The 19,771-nt window shown below is 40.5% G+C and carries 21 protein-coding genes and 1 riboswitch; of the genes, 17 read left to right on the forward strand and 4 right to left on the reverse strand.

What is annotated here, in order from left to right; all coding sequences use genetic code 11:
* The first annotated feature begins 11 nt into the window (after positions 1 to 11).
* The 4 genes from FC32_RS01455 to FC32_RS01470 all read left to right on the forward strand — a co-directional run bounded on the left by FC32_RS01455 (position 12) and on the right by FC32_RS01470 (position 3,830).
* Positions 12 to 779: an AzlC family ABC transporter permease gene (locus FC32_RS01455; protein WP_025087308.1), complete on the forward strand. Its 768-nt coding sequence runs from the start codon at positions 12 to 14 to the stop codon at positions 777 to 779.
* Positions 780 to 781: 2 nt separating this feature from the next.
* Complete coding sequence (locus tag FC32_RS01460) at positions 782 to 1,123, forward strand: AzlD domain-containing protein (RefSeq protein WP_025087309.1); 342 nt, start codon at positions 782 to 784, stop codon at positions 1,121 to 1,123.
* 113 nt (positions 1,124 to 1,236) lie between these two features.
* On the forward strand, positions 1,237 to 2,022 hold the full coding sequence (locus FC32_RS01465; protein WP_025087310.1) for a hypothetical protein: 786 nt from the start codon (positions 1,237 to 1,239) through the stop codon (positions 2,020 to 2,022).
* A 200-nt stretch (positions 2,023 to 2,222) separates the two neighbouring features.
* Positions 2,223 to 3,830, forward strand: a complete 1,608-nt coding sequence (locus tag FC32_RS01470; RefSeq protein WP_156398994.1) for an APC family permease — start codon at positions 2,223 to 2,225, stop codon at positions 3,828 to 3,830.
* Positions 3,831 to 3,878: 48 nt separating this feature from the next.
* Here FC32_RS01470 and FC32_RS01475 read toward each other — a convergent pair whose 3' ends face one another.
* Positions 3,879 to 4,517, reverse strand: coding sequence for a phosphatase PAP2 family protein (locus FC32_RS01475; RefSeq protein WP_025087311.1), 639 nt, complete (start codon positions 4,515 to 4,517; stop codon positions 3,879 to 3,881).
* A 187-nt stretch (positions 4,518 to 4,704) separates the two neighbouring features.
* On the opposite strand from FC32_RS01475, the gene FC32_RS01480 reads away from it, so the two are divergent.
* From FC32_RS01480 to FC32_RS01500, 5 genes are all read left to right on the forward strand, one after another.
* Positions 4,705 to 4,890, forward strand: coding sequence for a hypothetical protein (locus FC32_RS01480; RefSeq protein ID WP_025087312.1), 186 nt, complete (start codon positions 4,705 to 4,707; stop codon positions 4,888 to 4,890).
* Positions 4,891 to 4,929: 39 nt separating this feature from the next.
* A complete protein-coding gene (locus FC32_RS01485; protein WP_025087313.1) occupies positions 4,930 to 5,814 on the forward strand; it encodes an RluA family pseudouridine synthase in 885 nt (294 codons plus the stop codon).
* 95 nt (positions 5,815 to 5,909) lie between these two features.
* Positions 5,910 to 6,557, forward strand: a complete 648-nt coding sequence (locus FC32_RS01490; protein ID WP_025087314.1) for a metal-dependent transcriptional regulator — start codon at positions 5,910 to 5,912, stop codon at positions 6,555 to 6,557.
* Positions 6,558 to 6,718: 161 nt separating this feature from the next.
* Positions 6,719 to 6,919 carry a cold-shock protein gene (locus FC32_RS01495; protein ID WP_025087315.1) on the forward strand — a complete coding sequence of 67 codons (201 nt, stop codon included), beginning with the start codon at positions 6,719 to 6,721 and terminating at the stop codon, positions 6,917 to 6,919.
* 79 nt (positions 6,920 to 6,998) lie between these two features.
* On the forward strand, positions 6,999 to 8,189 hold the full coding sequence (locus tag FC32_RS01500) for an MDR family MFS transporter (protein WP_056957211.1): 1,191 nt from the start codon (positions 6,999 to 7,001) through the stop codon (positions 8,187 to 8,189).
* Positions 8,190 to 8,228: 39 nt separating this feature from the next.
* Here the strand turns inward: FC32_RS01500 and FC32_RS01505 are convergent, their stop codons facing one another.
* Genes FC32_RS01505 through FC32_RS01515 form a run of 3 tightly spaced genes read right to left on the reverse strand, consistent with a single transcriptional unit; the run spans position 8,229 to position 10,582 of the window.
* Positions 8,229 to 9,335 (reverse strand): LCP family protein, encoded by a 1,107-nt coding sequence (locus tag FC32_RS01505; protein WP_035459864.1) that lies wholly within the window; start codon positions 9,333 to 9,335, stop codon positions 8,229 to 8,231.
* A 39-nt stretch (positions 9,336 to 9,374) separates the two neighbouring features.
* Entirely contained in the window at positions 9,375 to 9,737 is a 363-nt protein-coding gene (locus tag FC32_RS01510) for a DUF1634 domain-containing protein (protein WP_056957212.1), read from the reverse strand.
* Positions 9,737 to 10,582, reverse strand: a complete 846-nt coding sequence (locus FC32_RS01515) for a sulfite exporter TauE/SafE family protein (protein WP_025087317.1) — start codon at positions 10,580 to 10,582, stop codon at positions 9,737 to 9,739. Before FC32_RS01515 ends, FC32_RS01510 begins: the two co-directional genes overlap by 1 nt.
* A 111-nt stretch (positions 10,583 to 10,693) precedes the next feature.
* On the opposite strand from FC32_RS01515, the gene FC32_RS01520 reads away from it, so the two are divergent.
* The 8 genes from FC32_RS01520 to FC32_RS01555 all read left to right on the forward strand — a co-directional run bounded on the left by FC32_RS01520 (position 10,694) and on the right by FC32_RS01555 (position 19,390).
* Positions 10,694 to 11,509, forward strand: coding sequence for a zinc ribbon domain-containing protein (locus tag FC32_RS01520; protein ID WP_025087318.1), 816 nt, complete (start codon positions 10,694 to 10,696; stop codon positions 11,507 to 11,509).
* Positions 11,510 to 11,573: 64 nt separating this feature from the next.
* Positions 11,574 to 12,086 (forward strand): GNAT family N-acetyltransferase, encoded by a 513-nt coding sequence (locus FC32_RS01525; protein ID WP_025087319.1) that lies wholly within the window; start codon positions 11,574 to 11,576, stop codon positions 12,084 to 12,086.
* A gap of 4 nt (positions 12,087 to 12,090) precedes the next feature.
* Positions 12,091 to 12,624, forward strand: coding sequence for an Rrf2 family transcriptional regulator (locus FC32_RS01530; RefSeq protein WP_025087320.1), 534 nt, complete (start codon positions 12,091 to 12,093; stop codon positions 12,622 to 12,624).
* Between the two features lie 163 nt (positions 12,625 to 12,787).
* Complete coding sequence (gene alsS / locus FC32_RS01535; RefSeq protein WP_056957213.1) at positions 12,788 to 14,467, forward strand: acetolactate synthase AlsS; 1,680 nt, start codon at positions 12,788 to 12,790, stop codon at positions 14,465 to 14,467.
* Between the two features lie 14 nt (positions 14,468 to 14,481).
* A complete protein-coding gene (gene budA, locus FC32_RS01540) occupies positions 14,482 to 15,204 on the forward strand; it encodes an acetolactate decarboxylase (RefSeq protein WP_025087321.1) in 723 nt (240 codons plus the stop codon).
* 49 nt (positions 15,205 to 15,253) lie between these two features.
* Positions 15,254 to 15,431, forward strand: a riboswitch (Lysine riboswitch).
* A gap of 141 nt (positions 15,432 to 15,572) precedes the next feature.
* Positions 15,573 to 17,057 (forward strand): amino acid permease, encoded by a 1,485-nt coding sequence (locus FC32_RS01545; RefSeq protein ID WP_025087322.1) that lies wholly within the window; start codon positions 15,573 to 15,575, stop codon positions 17,055 to 17,057.
* Between the two features lie 305 nt (positions 17,058 to 17,362).
* Entirely contained in the window at positions 17,363 to 18,649 is a 1,287-nt protein-coding gene (gene serS, locus FC32_RS01550; protein WP_025087323.1) for a serine--tRNA ligase, read from the forward strand.
* A gap of 120 nt (positions 18,650 to 18,769) precedes the next feature.
* A complete protein-coding gene (locus tag FC32_RS01555) occupies positions 18,770 to 19,390 on the forward strand; it encodes a histidine phosphatase family protein (RefSeq protein ID WP_025087324.1) in 621 nt (206 codons plus the stop codon).
* Positions 19,391 to 19,771: the final 381 nt, after the last annotated feature.

Genomic DNA, 19,771 nt, shown 5'->3' on the forward strand with positions numbered 1-19,771 from the left:
GAGGTTGGCTAGTGGAAACAGAAAAACCACGTTGGCGTGAGGTCCTAGAGATCTCAATGCCATTATGTTTGAGCTATATTCCGATTGGTCTTGCGTGTGGGATCTTATTACATGCGGCAGGCTTTAACTGGATCTTAACGACATTGGTGTCATTACTTGTCTTTTCTGGTGGGGCTCAATTTATGATTGCCTCAATGTTGGTCGCTAATGCACCGATGCATACGATTTTGATCATGTTGTTTTTCCTTGAATTACGTTATGCGCTACTAGGTTCTAGTTTGTCACAATATATGCGCAATACGAGCAAGAAATTCCTATATATTTTTGCAGCTTCGCTAAATGATGAAAATTATGCCGTGAATTACTTGAAGTTTGCGACAGATAAGGGTTGGTCACCTAAAGATGCTTTAATGGTCGAACATTATTCCTTACTTTTTTGGACGGGCGCAAATCTGATCGGTAGTTTGATCGGAAATATGATCAATATTAATTTAGATATCGTTGATTTTGCTTTGACGGCGCTATTCTTGTACATGGTCGTAATGCAGATCAAAAACGTGTTGACGATTTTGATCAGCTTACTAGCAGCAGTATTAGCTGTGATCTCAATGGTGTTGATCAAGAGTACGATGGGGCTTGTAGTAGCAACCTTGCTTGCTTCTTTAGTCGGATTTATCATCGAAGACTATTTAGTCAAGCACGGGCGAGAAAAAGGCTTCTTATTGAAGAAGATAAAGCCTAAAGCAAGTCGAAAAGTCATTAGCAAGTCAGGAGAATAACTATGAATATGTCGAGTATGGATCATTTGATCTTAGTCCTATTATCAATGGTCGTAGCATTTATTCCGCGTTTTATTCCGTTGCGTATTTTTTCGACACGTCAGATCCCACGGTGGTTCAATGAATGGATGAAATACGTTCCGGTCTCATTATTTACAGCCTTGGTCGTAAAAGATATCTTTATTGATACTAGCGACTACAGTTTTGTTGGTTTAGGATATTTAGCCAAGATCGTTGCTGCTATCTGTGTGATCGGCGTGGCGTATCGTTCACGTTCGATGGGACTTTCAGTGGTGCTTGGATTGATCGCAGTTGCACTTCTAGCACTGGTTTTACCAGTTTGATCATTAATAATTCAAAAGACTGTTACCTAAATTGGGGTAATGGTCTTTTTTAATCAAATGAGCTAAAATAAAATGCTATAATGTAGTGGATAAAAAAGAGAGGGGGCTAAAAAATGAAACGGTGGCTATGGTGGTCTTTAGTGGGGACCTTTATTGCAGTGATCTTTATTGGCTATGGCTTAACTAAGCGGGTCGAAACTAACAAAGTCTACCACAACGTCATGAGTCTAGGGCAAACGTATGTGACTGACGGTAATTATGCAGCCGCCCAAGTAGCCTTTCAAGATGCGTTAAAGAAAAAGCCCAATGATAAGACCGCAACCGTCTATTTAGCACAAACTAAAACGTATGGGCAAGGTTTAGATGCGATCGAAGCTAAAAAATACGAACAAGCGCGGACATATTTCCAAAAAGTGGCTGCGGAAAATGATGGATTAGGTATTTTAGTTAAACGTGCATCTGAAAAACAAACAGAGCTAAAAGAAGTTATCGCCCAACGCAAAAACTTTCAAACGATTTACGCCAAGGCCAAGTCACAAGCTAAAAATTACGAATATTCATCCTCCAATACCCAGCTTGCAATAATTTTAGGTTATAGCAATATTAAGGAATCATATTACGCAGATATTTTAAAAAAGGCGCAGGCTTTGAAACGGGAAAATGATGCAAGATTGCGTGAATTAGGCTATACGGTCCAACCAGCTTATGAAGAAAAAAGTGCTAAGGAACTTCAAAAACAAAATAACATCACTAAAAGTCAGCTTGCAGCGGCTAAAAAGGAGTTAAAAGCAAGTGGTGTCAATGTTTCTGAGTTAGACGATAAGCAGATCATCAAAATCATTTTACAGGCTAAAGCAGAAAATAAGTCGATTGCTGAAGTGGTCGAAGAATTTAAATAGCTTATTAGAGTAGTGGGCAACACTACTCTTTTTTCATTGTGCAAAAATGTTGGTTAGAAATGTCACATATAGTCTTAATATTAACATGAACAAATTTGCATAAGATTTTAAGAGATGATAACATGATAACTAATTCTTGTTAAAAAATTGCGTTATTACTAGGAATTTACAGGCAATTGTAATTAGAAAAATTATAGGATGTGCATATTGTGCAAAAAAGAAGTATTAGTTTGTTTTCAGCTACGATGTTAGCCTTGAGCTCGTTGATCGGTTCAGGTTGGCTCTTTGGTTCAAGTGAAGCAGCCGCAGTCGCCGGACCAGCGGCGGTTATTTCGTGGATCATCGGGGCGGTACTGATCGGGATCGTTGCTTTTAACTATATCGAATTAGGCGTAATGTTACCTGAAAGTGGGGGGATGAGTCGCTATTCTCAGTACAGCCATGGGCCCTTAGTTGGTTTTATTGCTGCTTGGGCTAACTGGCTGTCGTTAGTGGCTTTGATCCCGATCGAAGCCGTGGCAGCAGTACAATATATGAGCACTTGGCCGTGGGCTTGGGCAAATTGGACGAACTCATTTATGAAAAATGGGACGATAACTTCGCAAGGTCTGTTAGTAGTCTTTGTGTTTATGGGGATCTTTACCTTACTTAATTTTTGGTCGGTCAGTCTAATGACCCGTTTTACGAATTTGATCTCGGTCTTTAAGATCGCGATTCCGTTATTGACGATCACGCTTTTGATGTGTGCTGGTTTTCATGTTGGAAATTTTGGACACAGTTGGGCTGAATTTATGCCTAACGGAAGTAGTCCCGTCTTTGAAGCAACAACTGTTTCCGGGATAATTTTGTCATATAATGCCTTTCAAACGGTGATCAATATCGGTGGTGAAATCAAACATCCACAAAAAAATATTTTCCGCGCGATCACGATCTCATTAACGATTGCAACGATCATTTATGTGATGTTACAAATCGCCTATATTGGTGCGGTTTCTCCGGCTGATTTAGCTAAGCATGGCTGGGCCGGGTTGAATTTTGATTCGCCTTTTGCTGATATTGCAATTTTGTTAGGGATCCATTGGCTAGCCGTCTTATTGTACATGGACGCTTTTGTTTCGCCGTTTGGGACCGGTGTTTCCTTTGCAGCAACTTCCGGGCGTGCTTTAGCAGCGATGACGTTGAACCGGTATTTGCCTAAATGGTTAGGTAAGATCGATAGTACCTATGGCAACCCGCGTTTTGCTTATTTAGCAAACTTTTTAGTCGGAGCGATCTTAGTTGGTTGTTTCCGGGATTGGAGTTTGTTAGCAAGTGTAATGGCGACCTCAACTTTGATCGCATATGCAACTGGTCCGGTGACGGTCATGGCCTTTAGGAAATTACGCCCTAATTATACGCGTCCAGTAAAATCTAAGCGGATGAATATCATTGCTCCGGTCACGTTTGTCTTTGTCAGTCTAGCGATTTATTGGGCAATGTGGCCAACTACAGTACAAGTTATTTTAGCCGTTTTATTAGGACTACCAATTTACTTGTATTATGATTTGAAAAATAAACAAGTCTCACTTAAACAACAATTACACAGTGGGGCGTGGCTATTACTTTATTTAGCTTTTATTGCAGTGATGTCTTACATTGGTAGTGAAGGCTTTAACGGGCAAAATTATTTGAAATATCCCTTTGACTTTATCGTGATCATTGTTGTCAGTTTGGGCTTTTATTTCTGGGGTGTGCGCAGTAAGATGGCTTTTAGTCCAGATTTAACAGCTGCTGATAAATTAAATGCTAAACTCAAAAAAACAACATAAAAAAACAGATAACTCGCTTGATGTAAGCCCGAGTTATCTGTTTTTTAGTTAGTTTTTATTTTTAAAGTGTGTTCGGATGATCAATGAACAATTAAAGAGCGTGGCGACTAAAAGGACACTAGCAAGTGTGTCAGATGGATAGTGAACGTGTAAATAGATCCGCGTCAAAGCAATCGTGACGATCCAAATGCCCCCGATAAATAGCATCAAATATTTAGTAATGTTTGTTTTAAAATGGGGCCAAAGTAAGTAAAGAACTAAAAACACGAACAACGCTGTTCCAAAGGTATGTCCACTCGGAAAACTATAACCAGTAATGTGGACTAAGCGATCAGCTGGGCGTGGTCTAGCAACAATATATTTGATGATCCAATTGAGGAGGTTACAAATAACTACGGTTGCTAAAGTCCACCATGCATTAAAGTAGGAGTGCTTTAACGCTAAAATTACCACGAGGATCAAACAGTAGATAAAAGACATCTCTGGTCCACCTAAAAAGGTCAATTTGTCCACAAAACTTGTCATCTGTGGATTGGTAATGGGGTAGAGAAGTGCTTGAATACTCTTATCAAAGGCTGAGATCACGGGGGCATTAGCCTTGACAAGAAAGGCTAAAATCAGAAAAGCTCCGCCAAAAATACCGGCCCAAGTTGCACGGCTCCGTGTTTTGTTGCTTTGTGTCATCATAATTCTTGGGAAAGTATTCCTTTCATAGTTTATTTACAAAGTCTTTCATGAGACAATGTAACTTTTTTTAAAGTAAACAGTAACTATTCTACTACAATTATAAAATTGTGTCACAATGTTGATTGCACCGGTTTAGACAAGTTGGTATAGTAGATAAGTGAGTATGCGGTAAAAAAGGGGTCTAAAAATGTTACCGAGAAGAAATTATATCGAAATATTGATTATTTTAGCTGGTGTGGGTGCTTATTGCTTTGGCACACTAGTACCACCAGTGATCACGAGTCAAGACTTTTGGATCAAAGCACTATTGTTGTTGCTTTTGTTAGTAATGGTCTTTGATATTTTGACGATGATCTATTGGCGTGGAAAATAGTTGCTTAGCTAGGCGTTAAAGTTTAAGGAATGGTGCTAGATGGAGATAACTTGGCAAAATAAAGATGGAAAAGAACAAAGCTTAAAGCGTTTTTTACGGAAAAGAGGCGTTAGTCAGCGACTCTATCGTAAGCTACAAAACGGGTTTGGTGCAGTTAAACTTGATGGTCAAAAGGTACAACTGGCGACCACTGTGCCCAAAAATGCCACGGTCACGCTCTGTTTGCCCGCTGAAGGTCCTGATGAAACGGTCGAGCCAAGCTTTGCTCCGATCGATGTGATCTATGAAGATAAATATTGGTTGGTCGTCAATAAAGAAGCTGGACTTACAAGTGTTCCTGGTCCAAGTAATCGTACCGATACATTGGTCAATCGGGTCAAAGGGTATTTACAACAGAAAAATGCTTTCGACCAAGCACCACGGATCATTACGCGCTTGGATCGCTATACTAGTGGTTTAGTTTTGTTTGCCAAGCATTCCTTTGCGCAAGCCCAAATTGCAACCCAAGTTAGTTCTCATTTAATGGATAAACGTTATTTAGCATTAGTGACCGGTGAGATCAAAGAAAAACATGGCTTTATCGAAGGACCGATCGCGCGTAAAGAAAATGATGTTAAGTATCTGATCGATCCAGCGGGTAAGCCTGCCAAAAGTGAATATTGGTGTGAGGCTAAAAATGCAGAGCTTTCTTTAGTGCGAGTTAAACTTCATACTGGACGCACGCATCAAATTAGAGTTCATTTTAGTGAAAATGGTCATCCATTATTAGGTGACAAGCTCTATGGCGGTAGTCGTTCTTTGATCGCGCGCCAAGCTTTACATGCTTATCGGTTGAGCTTTGACGATCCATTTAGCCAAAAAAAGCTTAGTTTTACAGCACCTGTACCGGCAGATATGGAAAAGGTGATCACGCAAGCATTTTAGCTTATGGGGCAGAAAAACTGTAAATCGTGTCACATCTGTTATAATAAGTAAGTGAAGTTTTTTTGAGAATAAATCAGTGTTTCGAGGTAGAAAAAATGACACCAAAAAAGGAAGACTATCTAAAAATAATATTTGAATTAGGTGGTCGTGAAAAGAAGGTCACTAATAAACAAATCGCAATGAGCTTAAACATTGCAGCTGGCTCGGTAACAGAGATGGTCAATAAGCTGGTCAAAGAAGGACTAGCAACGCATGAACCTTACGCTGGTATCTCTTTGACTGAAGAAGGCGTGAGCGTGGCGGAAAGATTAGTGCGCCGTCATCGTCTCTGGGAAACATTTTTAGTGGAAAAATTAAATTACAAGTTGCAAGACGTCCACAGTGATGCAGAAGTCTTGGAGCACGTGACAAGTGATAATTTAATGGACCACTTAGAAGTGTTTTTAGACCATCCTAAACATTGTCCACACGGCGGAGTTATTCCTGATAAAACGGGACATTATGAAGAAGAAAGTCATTTGACCTTAGCTGAAGCTAAAGTAGGTCAAGAGATCGTAGTTGATCGTTTCACGGATAACCATGATCTTTTGACGTATTTAGATGATATTGATATTAAGATAGGTGATCACCTAGAAGTATTAGCGCAAGCACCATTTGAAGGTCCAATCAAGTTACGCTTCAAAGATTCCGGCCAAGAGACTAGCATTGGTTATAAAGCGGCACATTATATCTTTGTAAAATAAAGCTTTTTGTTAGGGTAAATGCTGCAACTATGCTATAATATAATTGTATTTCTGTATTAGGTTATTGTGGCTAGGATGTTTCTTTATAACTTTCTCCATTATGCGCCGATTGGAATTACAATATTTTGTGTGCCGTTCAGGCGCAAGGAGGATTTTAACTTATGGAACAAGGTACAGTTAAATGGTTTAACGCTGATAAAGGATTTGGCTTCATCACACGTGAAGATGGTAGTGACGTGTTTGTACACTTCTCCGCTATCCAAGGTGAAGGCTTCAAGACTTTAGAAGAAGGCCAAAGCGTAACTTTCGACGTTGAAGAAAGCGAACGTGGACCACAAGCTGCAAACGTTGTTAAAGCTTAATTTTAAGTGATTTAACGTTATATATATTAAAGAAAGAGGCTGCGTTTGCGGTCTCTTTTTTGTTATTTTGGGGGAAAGTATGGCAGAAAAAGAATTACGGCTAAATTGGCTTTTATGTGGAAGTTTGATCGTTTCAATCGGAAGTAGCCTATTGTGGCCGTTAACGACGATTTATTTACATAATTATTTACACCAAAATTTGACAACCGCCGGGGTCGTGTTATTTATCAATTCGTTAGCTTTGATCTTAGGCAGCTATTTAGGGGGAATCATTTATGACCGCGATCGTGCCAATGTACGCCGGTGGCTATTACTGGCGATCTTTTTAGCAACTTTAGCCGTTTTTTTGCTGATTTTTTTCAATGGTTGGCCGACGTTTGCCCTGTTATTATTGGTAGATAATTTTGGTGGTGGGGTCTCAACGACGCTTGTTAATTCGCTAGCAACGGGGATTAAAGAAAAGAGTTCACGCCAAGTCTTTAATCTGATGTATTTTATGCAAAATGTGGGGGTTGTGATTGGGACATTATTAGTTGGTTTTATCGTAGAGATCGATATTCGCTGGATCTTCATCACTAATTTTGTGCTCTTTTTATTTTTCTTAGTCATCGTTTATCGCCATTATTATGTGCCTAAAGCGGCATTAAGCCATGTTAGCCCAGGCCAGCCGACAGCACAACAGGTAAAAAGAACACCGGTGCGCTACGTGATCGTGATCTTTGCGATTTTAGGCCTATTTTTTGCGATCGAAGCGGGCTATTCTCAGTGGCAAAGTAACCTTTCGATCTATATGGAATCGTTAGGTATCTCAGTAAAAAATTATGGCTTTTTATGGACGATCAATGGTTTGGTGATCGTTTTTGGTCAGCCACTACTCAACAAGCTCTTAGATGACTGGCTTGAAGTTAAATTAGTTAATAAGATCTACTTAGGTGCTAGTTTATTTACCTTAGGTTTTGTCACGCTGTTGTACGCCCAGACTTATGTTCATTTTGTGGTCACGATGATCATTATTACATTAGGTGAGATCTTGACTTTCCCAACGATCCCAGCGCTAGTTGATACGTTAAGCACATTAGGTGAAAAGGGAAAATATCAAGGCGCCGTTAGCATTTTTGCGGCATTAGGGCGTGCGATCGGGCCCCTTGTCGGTGGGATCTTGATTGATGGCTTTTCTTATCAGGTATTATTTTTAGCAATGATCGGGCTGATGGCGTTAGCGACCGTAAATTTGTTGTTTGTCGCCAAGATAAATTTAAGCAAAAAATAAACGATCTAACCCAGAAATAACTGGGCAGATCGTTTATTTTTATTCGCTTTCTTCGGCATCGATCTCGGTCGAACTAGATAAAGTGTTACCAGTTTCGGCAGATTTTAACCCTAAGGCAGAGCGCAAAAGATCGGTGATCCGTTGTTTTTCTTCGGTCGTTGGAACTTCAAACGAAGAGCCGTTGATCATTTGGCTTTGGCCTTGCAAGCTATCAGTCTTCATGTCATGAGTGGCGACACGATATTTAGTCCCTAGTAACAAGAGGTCATTGAAACTTAAATCTGTGACCATTTGTTTGGAGATCGTGGATAAGAATTTTTGATTGAGCAAGTTAGAAACGCTCGCTCCTTTTAAGGCGACTTGCGTCAAGACTTGGCGTTGGCGCGCTTGGCGACCATAATCACCATTAGGATCGTCATAACGCATCCGCACATAGGCTAAAGCTCGTTTTCCGTTCATATGAGTCTTTTTGCCCTTAGTAAAACTTTGATTATCATACGTAAATGTTAGCAAAGGCTCGACATCGACCCCACCAACAGCATCAATCAAGGTTTCTAGCCCACCCATGTTGATCGTTGCGTAAAAGTCGATCGGGATGTTCAGATATTTTTGGACGGTTTCGACCGCGGTAGTCGAACCACCATATTCGTAAGCCGAGTTAAGTTTACTTGGGAAATATTTTTCATATCCAGAAACAGCTACTTCGGCATCTCGAGGCAAGCTCACGATCGTCATTTTCTTTTTGGTAGGATTTAAGACGGCCACGATGATCGTGTCGGTCCGGCCTTTAAAGGTCCGGCCTAAGGCACCAGTATCCGTACCTAATAAGAGGATCGCGATCGGCTTACCTTCTTTTAGCGTTGATTCGACGTCGCGGACTTTTTGCGCTTTAGAAGCATGATAGATCGAATTAGCGGCTTTTTTAGCGCTTTGATACTTTTGGTAGCCATAGTGACCAGCAAAGATCAAAGAACCAACAAAAAATAAGAGGAACCAAAAAAAACAGCCACGCAGGCGCTTTTTTTTAGCTTGGACCTGATGCATTTCTTCTCTTTTAGCAGCTTGTTTGTGCTCTGTCCGCCGATGAGAAGAGACGGACTCAGGTTGCCGCCGCCGTTTTGGAGGCTGTTGCTCATTATTTGGCATAGATTTGATCCTTTCGTAACGAATAGAGATTAGAAATTATTATTTGTGACCAACGATCACACTGATGATCAAGATCAATAAAACTAAGCTAGTGATCTTAACGTAGAGGAAATCATTTTCTTTATAAAAAGCATAAATTGAGATCACCACTCGTAAGATCGGAGTCAAGATCAATAAATAGACCCCACCCATCATTAAAGCATAGGGCTTAAAGGCAAGTATCCCATGATAAATTGCAAGAAGCGCGGTCGGGAAACTATCGCCGGGGTAACCACTGTGACCAGTCACTAAAAACATTATAAACCCTAAGAGCATTATAAGGGCAGAAATTAAGACTCCGATTCGCATGATTTTTCCAATGATGATCTCAACTTCAAGCATTTCTTTGCGTGTTTCTTTCATTAGATCGCCACCCCAAATCCTTTAAGAATCATTTGCAACCCAAGATATAGCAGGATCGGAATAAAAATGATCCGAATGATCCTGGATGGCAAATGTTGCATGATCCGACTGCCTAAAGCTGAGCCCCCTAAGATCCCTAACGCCAGTGGCACAGCGAGATCGGGTCTGATCGAACCATTGAAAAAATAAACAGTTGCACTAGCGGCAGCGGTAACACCCATCATCAAATTACTGGTGGCACTTGATGGCTTAAGGGGCATTTTCATCGCACCGTCCATTGCCATAACTTTAAAAGCACCCGAGCCGATCCCGAGCATGCCAGAGGCTAGGCCAGCGCCCAGCATGATCAAAAAGCCTTGGGGCACGTTTTCAACTTGATAGTCGATTTGTTTTTGCAAGTTTTTATCATAATATGAGCTGTTTAATTTAAATTTTTTAGCCCATTTATCGGCAGTAACTTTCTGTAAGCCTTCTTCACCGCGGTGTAACTTACGATACATATTCCAACTGGAAAAAACTAAGAGTGCACCAAATAAAATATATAAAATAAACGGATCAAAAGCGCCCGTAAGTAAAGCACCAACGATAGCGCCGATCGTTGTGGCGATCTCTAAAAACATGGCGACGCGTAAGTTTAAGACGTCATCTTTTAAAAATGCGATCGTTGAGCCCGAACTAGTGGCGATAACCGCAATGATACTAGCGCCGATTGCATATTTGATATCTAAGCCCATCGCTAAAGTAACGATCGGTGTAACGATCATGCCACCACCGATTCCTAAAATTGCTCCCATGGTTCCGGCAAAGACGCCGACTAAAAGCATGAGAAGTGCTGTTTGTAGCATAAATCAACTACCCCTTTTACTGGATTTTTAACACTTTGATTTTAGCAAATTGTAGTAAGTAAAGAAAGTACGTTATAATTAAAGTAAATATGTAACTGAGGTGAACGAGTCATGAACTATTGTCAACGTTGTGGTCGCCAGATCGATGAGGACAAAAAGCGCTGTCCGTATTGTGGCGTTTTACAAGAACGAGATTTAGATGAAGAGAAAAAACCTTGTAAAAAGTGTGCGAGATCAATTCCGGTCAATGCGAATTATTGCCCTTACTGTGGGCATGATCAAGCGATCTTTGAGTATCATGAAACGCCTTTAGACACGCCAGACGAAACTAAGCCAAAGCCAGAACCAGAAGCTGAAAAGATCATTGCACAAGATGCAAATGACTTGAAAATGTTGATCGATCAGATTCGCGCGGAAAATGAAAAGTTTGTCAAAGAGCGTGAACAATTAGCGAAAAAAGCCGAACGAGAACACACCTTTGGTAAAAATGAAAATCAAAACCCAAACTTGATCGTTTCGACTCGTTTGATGTTAAAAGATGCCTTTAAGACCGATAAACGGATGGGGCGCGCCGATTTTTGGTGGGGCTTTTTAGGGATGAATTTAATTTTTGTTGCCTTGATGCTCTTGGATTCTGTTATTTATGATCTATGGTATCGATTAGCACCCAAGTCGGCTGAATTAGGTTTATCGATCTTAGTTTATGTGTCATTTTTTGCGGTGTTTTTAGTGATCTTTACGGGGTTAGTCCGGCGCTTTAGAGATGCTGAGATCCCGTTGATGTATTTGATCTTAATGCTTACAGGGATCGGTGAGTTAATTTGTTTGTTATTAGCGATCAAACCACAACAAGTGACAAATTTTGATTATTCCTTTACTTCTTTGAGTCAAAAGCGACAAAATGACAAAAATAAATCAGACAGATGATAGCATTCATATCAAAGCCAGAGTATAATTTAGATATTGAATGTCGCAAAAGGGGTGAAAAAAGGTGATCACAACGAAACGCCTTTGTTTACGACCATTTGAGACGAGCGATGTAGCTGATGTTTTAGCTTATACTAGTCAAGAACAAGTTGCGCAAGATGCTGGTTTTGTTGCGTGTGAGACGTTGGAGCAAGCGTTATTTTTTGGCAAGATGCTTCGGGATAAAAATGTTTTAGTGATCGAACATAAAGCATTACACAAGGTGATCGGTAATATTGGCTTTTATGAAGTTCAAACCGAAGATAAGCTGACCTATGAAGTTGGTTATGCCTTAAATCAAGATTACTGGCATCAAGGTTATATGTCCGAGGCACTTGAAGCCATGTTAAAAGATGCTCGCAAAAAAAACTATCAGCAGATCCACGCACGGGTCGCCAAGCGAAATCAAGCTTCGATCAAACTATTAGAACGCCAGGGGTTTAAATTTGTCGAGAATTATGTGGTCTCGGAATGGTTTGTTGCAGCTGAAAATCGAGCGCAATTGCTCTTTTGTAAAGATCTATCAAACTTGGGGTGAGCACATGCAACTAAAAAAAGGATTAGAACAATCGGTGTGTATTTTAGCATTATTAGCGACCCAAAAACGTGAGATCCCCTTATCATCGCGGGTGATCCACGAACGGATCAAGGGCTCTCAAACATATTTGCGTAAATTGATGCGTTGCTTAGTTGTTGGTGGCCTAGTCAGTTCGGCTTCGGGCAATAGTGGTGGTTTTACGTTGGCGCATGATCCGGCCGAGATCACTTTATTGCAGATCGTGACAGTCGTTGAAGGAAAACTTCATTCTTATCCAAATACAGGGGTCTTTAATGATGTATTTACCGATTTTCGCCCGCTAGCAAAAGAAGGAGTCAACGTCTTACAAAAGGCGTTTGCTAAAGCAGATCAAGCTTGGATGGAAGAATTATCTCAGATCACGATCTATCAATTATTGTGTGAAACATTTGGAACCCATGAGATCCCCAATATTGATTGGAATGATTTTGAGTGTAATTCAGCCGAGCAAGTCAAATATACTTTGCAAAAGCTTCGACAAAGTTTGCTTAAAAAATAACGAAGACACAATGCTTCAAGGTAAACAATGTGATAACTAAAAGGTACTCGTTTGGGTGCCTTTTTTTGTTAGGTAAAAGTTTAAATCTTGCTAAGGGACGGGAAATAAGTATATAGTGGATGATAGATACATTATTTAGTGCAATATTTAGGGGGAATAAAATTTGTCAGAAAAAGAATATTATGGCGCAGATGCGATCGTTGATAGTTTGATCAATCATGACGTCAAGTTTGTTTTTGGGATTCCAGGTGCTAAGATCGATCGAGTGTTTGAAGCTTTAGAACATCCAAAAGATCCACGTACACCGCAGTTTATCTTGACACGTCACGAACAAAACGCAGCATTTATGGCGGCTGGTGTCGGACGGATCACGGGTAAACCTGGCGTAGTGATCGCAACATCTGGACCAGGGGCTTCTAACTTGGCGACTGGGTTAGTGACAGCTACGGCCGAAGGTGATCCTGTCTTAGCAATCGCTGGGCAAGTGCAACGAACAGACTTATTGCGGTTAACGCACCAAAGCATGAAAAATGCGGCGTTGTTTGAACCGATCACAAAATACAGTGCTGAAGTGCAAGAACCAGAAAACATTTCGGAAGTTATTGCCAACGCTTACCAAGAAGCAGAAGCAGCTAAACAAGGAGCTAGCTTTGTTTCGGTCCCACAAGATGTGACTGATGGCAAAGTTAAAACAAGTGTGATCGAACCGTTAGTTGCGCCTAAATTAGGACCAGCTAGTCCGATCGAATCAACGTTACTATCACAACGGATCAAAGCAGCTAAGCTACCAGTCTTGTTATTGGGGATGCGTGCTTCTGATCCAGAAACGACAGATGCGATTCGCCGTTTGATCGCTGCAACTCATTTACCAGTGGTCGAAACATTCCAAGGTGCCGGGATCATTCCGCGTGAATTAGAGGACGATTTCTTTGGTCGGGTCGGACTTTTCCGCAACCAACCAGGGGATCAATTATTGAAGAAAAGTGATCTCGTGATCGCGATCGGTTATGATCCGATCGAATATGAACCACGAAACTGGAACTCTGATCGCAGTGCCAATATCGTGGTGATCGATTCAATGCGCGCGGAGATCGATAAGAATTATCAACCAGAACGTGAATTAGTCGGTGATATTTCACAAACACTTGATTTCTTATTGCCATATATGAAGGGCTATTCGATGCCAGAAGAGTCTAAAAAATATTTGCAAACGCTACGTAAAGCTCTCCAAAAACGCGATGTTCCACCAGAAGTGACTAAAGATCAAGTGCTAAATCATCCGTTAAGCATTATTCAAGCCTTACAAGATCGCGTGACCGATGAAATGACAGTCACAGTTGACGTGGGGAGTTTTTATATCTGGATGGCACGTCACTTTAGAAGCTACGAACCACGGCATTTGCTCTTTAGTAATGGGATGCAAACGTTGGGTGTAGCCTTACCTTGGGCGATCTCGGCAGCGTTAGTTCGTCCAAATACAAAGATCGTTTCGATCTCAGGTGACGGTGGTTTTCTCTTTTCTTCGCAAGACTTAGAAACCGCCGTGCGTTTGAAATTAAACATTGTTCATATTATTTGGAATGATGGTAACTACGACATGGTCAAGTTCCAAGAAGAAATGAAATATGGTAAATCAGCTGCCGTTAAATTTGGTCCGGTCGACTTTGTGAAGTATGCCGAAAGTTTCGGGGCCAAAGGTTATCGGGTCAATAAAGCATCCGAGTTAGAAGCTGTTTTAGATAAGGCCTTTAAAGAAGAAGGACCAACGATCGTCGATGTACCGGTCGACTATAGTTTCAACCAAGAATTAGGCAAGACGATCTTGGAAGATCAATTACATTAATCGAGGTGAAAGAAATGGGAAAATATGACAGTCGGGTCTTTCAACATGGTACCCTAGGTCAACTTGTCCCAGGTTTATTTGAAGGAACGCTTAGTGTTTCTGATCTGTTGTTACACGGTGATTTTGGGATCGGGACAGCTAGTGGTTTAGATGGTGAGATGATCTTGTTAGATCACGTACCTTATCTGTTTCAAAGTAATGGGCAAGTTCGCATTTTAAAGGGATCCGAAAAAGTTCCGTTTGCGACAGTGCACTTTACCCAAGTTAAAGATGCTTTGACCGTCGAAAAGATGACGCAAGCACAATTAGGACAATTTATTTTAGCTAATTATCCTTATAAAAATCTCTTCTTTGCAGTCAAGCTCACCGGTGAGTTTGAATTTGTCAAAACAAGAGCAGTCGCTAAACAAGAACGTCCTTATAAAACTTTGACCCAAGTGGCTGATGAACAAGCTGTGTTTGAAGCTAATAATGTTTCCGGGACCTTGATCGGTTATTATGCACCGGCACTTTTCCACGGGATGGCAGCGGCAGGCTATCATTTGCACTTTTTAGCTACGGATCATACGATCGGCGGGCATTTGTTAGACTTCAAAGTGGCTAATGCGCAAGTTGAGTTACAACCATTTGCAACGGTGGAACAACATTTCCCGGATGAAGACCAAGAATTTTTAGCAGCAGACATTGATTTAAGTGATCTGCATGCGCAAATTGAACAAGCTGAGGGACAAAATTAGAAAAACCCCTTGCATTTAGATCGTATACAAGTTAAAATCTATGGGTAAACGTCGAAGAAGAGGTCGCAAAAACCATCAGTAACTGGATCGAGTTGATAAAGCAACGGTGAGATGCAGTGAAAGGGGAATTTGCCGAAGCGAGCCAAACTTTATTTTGGTAAAGCTGGGTCCTAGTTTAAGAGACTAGGAACTGTCGTGGTCAAAAACTACGGAGCGCTATCGAGATGAGTAGCCTAAAAAAGAGCTACACCTAATTATTGATTTTGATAGATGATCAAAAGCGCGATTTCGATGAAAAACTACGGAGTCGTGCTTTTTAATTTGCTTGCACGACCTTCTCTAAAAATTTTTAGGAGGAATTTTTTATTATGGCAGAGAAGAACACGATGAAGCGTTCATTAAAGACAAGGCACTTGTCGATGATCGCTTTAGGGGGAAGTATTGGGACTGGTTTGTTTGTCGCCAGTGGTTCGGCGATCTCCACTGCCGGTCCAGGTGGGGCGTTAGTCGCTTACCTTGGGATCGGGCTCATGGTCTATTTTTTGATGACATCACTCGGAGAAATGGCTACATATTTGCCGGTCACCGGTTCATTTGCAACTTACGCCCGTCGCTTTGTTGATCCAGCCTTTGGGTTTGCGATGGGATGGAATTATTGGTTCAACTGGGCGATCACTTTGGCCGTCGATGTTTCAACGGTTGCCTTAGTGTTAAAATTCTGGTTCCCACACGTTCCGTCTTGGATCTTTAGTTTATCAGCGTTACTCATCATCTTTTTGATCAACGCACTTTCGGTCAAATCGTTTGGTGAGGCAGAATATTGGATGGCTTTGATCAAAGTTGTGACCGTGATCGTCTTTTTAGCGATCGGGTTGTTAACGATTTTTGGGATCTTAGGTGGTCACGCAACTTATTTAGAAAACTTTACGGTTGGTAAAGCACCATTTGTCGGTGGAATTCCAACGATCTTAAGTGTCTTTGTTGTTGCTGGTTTCTCATTTCAAGGGACAGAATTGATCGGGATCACAGCTGGTGAAACCAAAGACCCAGAAAAGAGTTTGCCAAAAGCGATCAAACAAGTCTTTTGGCGGATCTTACTCTTTTATATCTTGTCGATTTTCGTGATCGCCTGCATTATTCCTTACACAAGTCCTAATCTTTTAGGTTCAGAAGCAAGCGATATTGCGATCAGTCCTTTTACGTTAGTCTTTAAGCGTGCTGGCTTAGCTTCAGCAGCTTCAGTGATGAACGCGGTTATTTTGACCTCAGTTTTATCAGCCGCTAACTCAGGGATGTATGCATCGACACGGATGTTATTTGCCTTGAGTGTGGATGGGGATGCACCAAAGATCTTCTCACGGATCAACACACGTGGGATCCCAGTTTTTGCTTTGTTAGGAACTACTTTAGTCGGGTTATTGACATTTTTAGCAAGTATCTTTGGGAATCAAGTCTATTCATTTTTAGTGAGTGCCAGTGGTTTGACTGGTTTTATCGCTTGGATCGGGATTGCCGTGTCGCACTATCGCTTTAGACGTGCATTTAAGGCGCAAGGTCATGACTTAAGTGAATTGAAATATAAGGCTAAATGGTTCCCAGCCGGTCCATTATTGGCATTAGTTTTATGTATTTTGGTCATTATCGGGCAAGATATTCAATCATTTAAAGACTTTAACTGGCAAGCGATCTTAGTTTCATATATGTCAGTTCCATTGTTTATCATCTTGTATGCTTACTATAAGATCAAATATAAAACTAAGTTGATCCCATTAGACCAAGTGGATCTAACACCGCATGATATTTCACAAGAAAAATTAGCTGAGCAAGAAAAAATCGATGAAGCGCTCGAATAAACTTGCTATTTTTGAAAATAAATATTATGATACACATATAAATAATCGAAACATCTAAGTTCGCCATAAGTAGGCACAACAGAGACATGGTGGTTGCTGCAAACCATGAAGCTGAAACTCCAGCGAAATTTTGTATGGGCGGGTAATGCCGCACGGTAAGCGCCGTTATGCGATGTTAAGTGCGACTTTATGTCGAACTTGGGTGGTACCGCGAAAGAGTCTTTTCGTCCCAATGAGAGGGGATGGAAAGGCTCTTTTTTCGATTAGTAGTTAAAGTTTGAAATGATAATTAGGGGGCTCTTAATATGTTAGATATTAAAATGATTCGTCAAAATACCGATGAGATCAAAGCGCGTTTAGCAACTCGTGGCGTTGAAGCTGAAACGATCGATGTTTTGATCGCCAAAGATAAAGAACGTCGGGAACTTTTAGTGCAATCTGAAACTTTAAAGCAAAAGCGTAATGAAGTTTCTGAAGCGATCGCACAAGCTAAGCGCAACAAAGAAGATGCAACAGAAGCAATTACTGCGATGCGTGAAGTTGGTGCCCAAATCAAGGAATTAGATGCTAAATTAGCCGAAGTTGAAGAAGTTGTCCATGATATGGCAGCTCGCTTACCAAACTTACCTAATAAGACGATTCCAGTTGGTGCAGATGAAGAAGCTAACGTTGAAATCAGAAAAGTAGGTACCCCACGTAAATTTGATTTTGAACCTAAAGCTCACTGGGATATCGGTGAAGATTTAGGGATCTTAGATTTTGAACGCGGAGCTAAAGTATCTGGGGCGCGTTTTGTTTACTATAAAGGCTGGGGTGCACGCTTAGAACGTGCCGTTTATAACTTTATGTTAGATGAACATGCTAAGGAAGGTTATACCGAAGTTTTACCACCATATATCGTAAATGCCAAAACAATGTATGGTACCGGTCAATTCCCTAAGTTTAAAGAAGATGTCTACCAAGTAAATGGAGAAGATATGACTCTGATCCCAACTGCGGAAGTTCCATTGACTAATTATTACCGCGATGAAGTGATCCCAACTGAACAATTACCAGTTTATTTCACCGCGTTGACACCAAGTTTCCGTTCTGAAGCTGGGAGTGCCGGCCGTGATACTCGTGGTTTGATCCGAATGCACCAATTCAATAAGGTTGAAATGGTTAAATTTGCTAAGCCAGAAGAATCATATAATGAATTAGAAAAGATGACCCAAAATGCAGGCGACATTATGGAAAAATTAGGGTTGCCATATCACGTGATCACTCTTTCAACTGGTGACATGGGCTTTAGTGCCGCTATGACTCATGACTTGGAAGTTTGGATGCCAGCCCAAGATACTTATCGTGAAATTTCAAGTTGTTCTAACTGTGAAGACTTCCAAGCACGTCGCGCACACATCCAATACCGTGACGAAAATGGTAAGTTACAATTTGTTCATACCTTAAATGGTTCTGGTCTAGCGGTTGGTCGGACTGTCGCAGCTATTTTGGAAAATTACCAAAATGAAGACGGTTCGGTGACGATTCCAGAAGCATTACGTCCATATATGGGTGGCTTAGAAAAAATCACCAAAGATAATCCAGAAGCATAATTTTTACTTTAAACGGTAGGGCAGCTGTCCTACCGTTTTTTTGTTGCGCTAAAGTTTACAACTGCAGGGCAGATTAGCTAAAATTAACAAGATAGCAAGTAGAAAGGAACTATAATGTAAATGACTAACTTATATTTTGTACGCCACGGTAAGACGCAGTTCAATCAAGCAGGAAAGATTCAAGGCGCAATAATGGATTCCCCCTTATTACCACAAAGTATTGCTGATGCTAAAAAGACCGGGAAAGCTTTGGCAACGGTCGATTTTGCTAAGGTATTTTCCAGTCCGCAAAAGCGTGCGCTAGATACCGGTAAATATATCGTAGAACAATTTAAAAAGCCAGTCGAGATCGAAACACTACCGGCATTAAAAGAGTTTAACTTTGGTGCTTGGGATGGAGATTTAGTGTCTGAGCACATTAATGATAAACTATGGCAGACTTTTAAAACTGATCCTGATAATTTTGATGGCTCATCTTTTGGTGCTGAAAGTTACGCTGATTTGACTGAGCGAGTAGAAAATGCCTTAGCTAAGATCGTGTCTACCTATCCTAATGACAATATTTTGCTCACAGCACATGCTTTAGTCATTACTTTTGCAGTCAAACATTTGTTAGGTAAAGATTATCGTACGATCAGAGAAGAGGGGTTAGTTGCTAATACTTCGATCACAGTTTTGGAAACACCTGATTTTAAGGAATTTTCATTGGTAAAATGGAACGAAACAAAACATTTGAATTAAATTTAAAAAAATTGTTGACGTAGCCAGATGTAATTGGTAAGATATTATTTGTTGTTGAATGACGTAAACAATTTTTATGAAATTAATCGTTGACATTGAGTTGTGAATGGTGATAAGATATAAAAGTTGTCGCTTAAAGGTTTAGCAACGACAAACAAAAAAGTAAAAAATATTTATTGACAAATCTTTTTAAGATTTGATATAATAAATAAGTCGCCTGGAAAAATAATTGATAATTTATTTCGATAATAAAAAATAAATGTTGACATTATTTTTGAAAGATGATATAATAGTTAAGTCGTTTGTAACGATTTGATTATTTAAAAAGTAGATCTTTGAAAACTGAACAAAGTTTCGATAAGCAAATGTGCAGGGTCTCTT

Source organism: Ligilactobacillus apodemi DSM 16634 = JCM 16172, from assembly GCF_001434405.1.
Classification (GTDB): Bacteria; Bacillota; Bacilli; order Lactobacillales; family Lactobacillaceae; genus Ligilactobacillus; species Ligilactobacillus apodemi.